This window comes from Thiomonas sp. 13-64-67 (assembly GCF_002282795.1).
GTDB lineage: Bacteria > Pseudomonadota > Gammaproteobacteria > Burkholderiales > Burkholderiaceae_C > Thiomonas > Thiomonas arsenitoxydans.
In genome coordinates, this window is sequence record NZ_NCKP01000101.1 from 1 (window position 1) to 4,001 (window position 4,001).

At 66.0% G+C, this 4,001-nt stretch carries 5 protein-coding genes; 1 reads left to right on the forward strand and 4 read right to left on the reverse strand.

What is annotated here, in order from left to right; all coding sequences use genetic code 11:
* Positions 1-2: 2 nt before the first annotated feature.
* Together rpsI and rplM are read right to left on the reverse strand one after the other, a co-directional pair.
* On the reverse strand, positions 3-395 hold the full coding sequence (rpsI, locus tag B7X30_RS14970; protein WP_013104414.1) for a 30S ribosomal protein S9: 393 nt from the start codon (positions 393-395) through the stop codon (positions 3-5).
* A gap of 9 nt (positions 396-404) precedes the next feature.
* Positions 405-833 carry a 50S ribosomal protein L13 gene (rplM, locus tag B7X30_RS14975; protein WP_013104413.1) on the reverse strand — a complete coding sequence of 143 codons (429 nt, stop codon included), beginning with the start codon at positions 831-833 and terminating at the stop codon, positions 405-407.
* 557 nt (positions 834-1,390) lie between these two features.
* On the opposite strand from rplM, the gene B7X30_RS14980 reads away from it, so the two are divergent.
* Positions 1,391-2,062: a GNAT family N-acetyltransferase gene (locus tag B7X30_RS14980; protein WP_286731663.1), complete on the forward strand. Its 672-nt coding sequence runs from the start codon at positions 1,391-1,393 to the stop codon at positions 2,060-2,062.
* Positions 2,063-2,069: 7 nt separating this feature from the next.
* On the opposite strand, the gene B7X30_RS14985 is transcribed toward B7X30_RS14980, so the two are convergent.
* Positions 2,070-3,740 carry an Ig-like domain-containing domain gene (locus B7X30_RS14985; protein WP_286731665.1) on the reverse strand — a complete coding sequence of 557 codons (1,671 nt, stop codon included), beginning with the start codon at positions 3,738-3,740 and terminating at the stop codon, positions 2,070-2,072.
* Positions 3,740-4,001 (reverse strand): aldehyde dehydrogenase family protein (locus B7X30_RS14990; protein WP_286731668.1); only part of this gene is annotated, 262 nt, incomplete at its 5' end. The genes B7X30_RS14985 and B7X30_RS14990, both read right to left, overlap by 1 nt.

A 4,001-nucleotide genomic window follows, 5' to 3' on the forward strand; every position in this document is an offset into this window, starting at 1 on the left:
TATCAGCGCTTGGAGAACTGCTTGGCGCGACGGGCGCCGCGCAGGCCCACTTTTTTCCGCTCCACTTCGCGGGCGTCGCGGGTGACGAAGCCTGCCTTGGAGAGCGCGGGTTTGAGGGTGGCCTCGTAGTCGATCAGCGCGCGGGTGATGCCGTGACGCACCGCACCGGCCTGGCCGGTTTCGCCGCCGCCGTGGACGTTGATCTTGATGTCGAAGCTCTCGACGTTCTCGGTGAGAACGAGGGGTTGCTTGACGATCATGATGGAGGTCTGACGGCCGAAATACTGCTCGACGTCTTTCCCGTTGACCGTGATTTTGCCGGTGCCCTTCTTGATGAAGACGCGGGCCACGGAGCTTTTGCGACGGCCTGTGCCGTAATTCCAGTTTCCGATCATCGCGTGTCCTTAGATGTCGAGAGTCTTGGGCTGTTGGGCGCTGTGCGGATGCTCTGCACCCCCATAGACCTTGAGCTTCTTGATCATGGCGTAACCGAGCGGGCCTTTGGGCAACATGCCCTTGACTGCCAGTTCCAGCGCACGGCCGGGGTGACGCGCCTGCATATCCTTGAATTTGGTGGCGTAGATGCCGCCGGGATAGCCGGTGTGACGGTAGTAGGTCTTGTCGTTGGCTTTGTTGCCGGTCACACGAATTTTGGAGGTGTTGACGACAATGATGAAGTCACCGGTATCGACGTGCGGGGTGTAGATGGGTTTGTGTTTGCCACGCAGACGGAGGGCCACTTCGCTGGCGACCCGACCGAGAACCTTGTTCTCTGCGTCAATCACGAACCACTCATGCACGACTTCGGCCGGTTTGGCGCTGAAGGTTTTCATGGTTGTTCCTATGAACGATGTTTGAGCGAGATATGAATGAGCCCACCAGTGATGTGCGGCAGCGGGCCTCAATGTCGAGATGTTCTTCAAAGTTGAGACGCTCTGCCCCGCGCCCGCCGGCATGGGTTTTCTGGCCCCCGCTCAAAGCCAAACGTGCCATTATAGACAGGTCAGCGGGTTTGTCACCCTCAAGGAAACGCAGGGCCGCCCCAAGTTTCCTTGACCACCTCGCCGCTTGCAAGCTGCTCGGATTCGGCACCGTCCAAGCTGCCGCAGGGCAGCTTGGAGCCGCGGGCCTCATCCCCCACGGGGGGCGGGCTGGGCCGTCCCCTTCCCGACCTTCCCCACGACGTGGGGGAGGTGAGATCACTCCCTCCCCACCTGTGGGGAGGGTTGGGGTGGGGATTGCCCGGCCCTGGGGGCACTCACAAGTGCTTGATTTTCAAGCGTGTTGTGGCGGCAAGGGCGCGGCGATGTCCCTATTCCTTGTGTTTGCAGGAGCAGCGCCTAAACTATGTGATCTATGCTGCATTGCAGCAATCTTGCTTCTATTCGATATGACTCAGCCTCCCGAGACCGCTCCCTTGCAAGCCACAGGCAGCGCGTCGGCCGTCCCGCCCCGCGCTCGGCATCTGTCCGCGCCGATCATCCCGATTCGCCCGATCGGGCCGGAACATCGCGAGCAGTTGCTGCGGCATTTTCTGGCGCTGGGGCCGGATGATCGCTATCTGCGCTTTGGCTACGCCGCGAGCGACGAGCGCGTGCGTCTTTACGTCGATTCCATCCGCTTCGAATCGGACGAGATTTTTGGCGTGTTCAACCGCAAGCTGGAGTTGCTGGCGGTAGCGCATATCGCCATCGAGCCGGGGCAGACGGAGCGGGCGGAGTTTGGCGTCTCGGTGCTGCCCAAAGGCCGCGGGCTGGGCATCGGCACGCGCTTGTTTGCACGCGCGGCGGTGGACGCGCGCAACCGCGGGCTGCGGGTGCTTTACATGCAGTGCCTGAGCAGCAATGCCGCGATGCTCAAAATCGCGCGCCGGGCCGGCATGAAAGTGCATAACGAGGGCGGCGAAACCGAGGCGTATCTAGAGTTGCCGGAAGACAACTACCAGAGCCACTTCAATGCGCTGATGGAAAACCAGACCGGCCAGATCGACTACTGGGTGAAGGCGGCGATGCGCCAATGGCGTTGTTTCTGGCTGTTCGGTCGCTGCACCGACACGGCCTGAACCGACCTCACGGCAGCCAGCGGGCGACGGCCAGGGTGCGCCAGCCGTTGAACTGCTGCCACACGGCCATGGTGCTCCCCACCGCATCGACGGCCAGCGCGGGAAAGCTGGCCTGCACCGTGGTGCTCGGGTCGGACAAGGTCTGCGGCGCCTCCCAGCGCTGCTCGGCCGGGTTGTAGCGCGCGGTCTGCACCTGCATGCCGCTGGGCCCGTCTTGATACCAGGCGCAACGCACATTGCCCGCCGCATCGGTTACCAACACCGGATTGCCCGCGCTGCGCAGCGCGGGGTCGTCGATCTGCTGCGGCGGCGACCAGCGAGCCGAGGCGGTATCTGCGGCGGCATCGCGCCGGGCGGCGAGTATGGCGTATCGCACCGGGCCGCCCTGCGCCGACTTGGCCTGTTCCCACACCAGCGTGAGATCGCCCGCGGCATCGGCGGTGAGCGCGGGCGAAAGCGCCGGGCCGGTGAAGGCCGTGCTGTGCTGAATCTGCGGCGCGCTCCAGCGGAACGCAGCGCCGCTGCCCTCTGGCAGAAGCTGGCTGACGGCAATACGCCGCAACGCATCCCGGCCCTGCACCCATGCGGCGACGATGGCTTCTTGCGGTGTAGCCGTGAGCGCCGGGCTTGTGGCGGCGATGCCCTCTGCGCTGAGACGCCGTGGCGCACCCCACGACTGGCCGGAAGGCTGCAACGCCGCGGCAAACACCGCCTCGCGCCCGGAAGTCCCCTGCTGCCAGGCGGCCACCACCCGCCCTTGCGGCGTGGCGGCGATCACCGGGTTGTAGGCATTGGCAGGGCCGCGATCAACGGGCTGCGCGGGCAGCCAGCGCAGCGCTGCCTGTTGCCAATGGGCCGCATAAATGGCGGTGTGGCGGCCGTCGGGCTGCTGCCAGACCACGGTGACATTGCCCGCGGCGTCGGCGGCGAGTTGCGGATTGGTGGCGTTACCGCGCAGCGCGGGTTGATCGAGCCGCTGCGGGGCCTGCCACGCGCCGCCATCGCTGCGCGCCGCAAATACGGCGTTGCGGCCATTCACCGCCTGAAACCACACGACGGTGAGGCGCCCCTGGCGATCCGCCGTGATGGCGGGAATGCTCGACGCCCCAGCTTGCGGCCCTTGCAGATCGATGGCTTGCGGGCGGCTCCAGGCCTGCGTGTCCGGGTTGAAGCGCGTGGCCAGAATGGCGCGGCGGCCCGCATCGTCCTGAAACCACACCGCGACGAAGCCACCGTCGGCCGTTGCCGCCACCTGCGTACCGCTGACGGGCAGATCGACTTTGTGCGCTGTACGGCTGTCGTCGATCTGCACGGGCGCACTCCATGCGCTGCACGCGGTGGTGAAGCGGCTGCGCACGCGCTCTGGCGCGTTCAGCAGGAGGGTGTAGGTGGTGCAGCCAACCAAGGGCACGGTGGGCTCGAACACTGCGCGGTCGCCGGAGGTGCGCACCAGGCCGCGAACCGCAGCCCCGTCCGGGGCGAGCAGCAGCAAGCGGTCTGCCGTGATGGCGGCCGCCTGCGCCGGGGCGGCAAAGCGAAGCCCGGGCGTCACCGTGCGGGCCACATCGCTGGCGCCGGAGGCTGGCAAGGGCTCGGGTGCGCTTTGCGCGTTCGCCGTGCCCGCAACGGCGCACAACGCCACGATGACCGCGAACTTCTTGACCCAGCGCCTGCGCATCACAGCCTTCCCATGAACTTCATCAGCCAGCGGGTACGCGGCCCGTAGGGCGGCGCGGCAAGCCCGACGCCAGAGAACCGCGCCTGAAACAGCACGGGCTTGAGCTTGCTGAAGGTATCGAATCCCCAGCGGCCGTGATAGCTGCCCATGCCGGACGCCCCCACGCCGCCAAAGGGCAACTCGTCTTGCGCAAAGTGCAGCAAGGTATCGTTGACCGTCACGCCGCCAGCATGGGTGTGCAGCAGGGCATCGGCGGTGCGC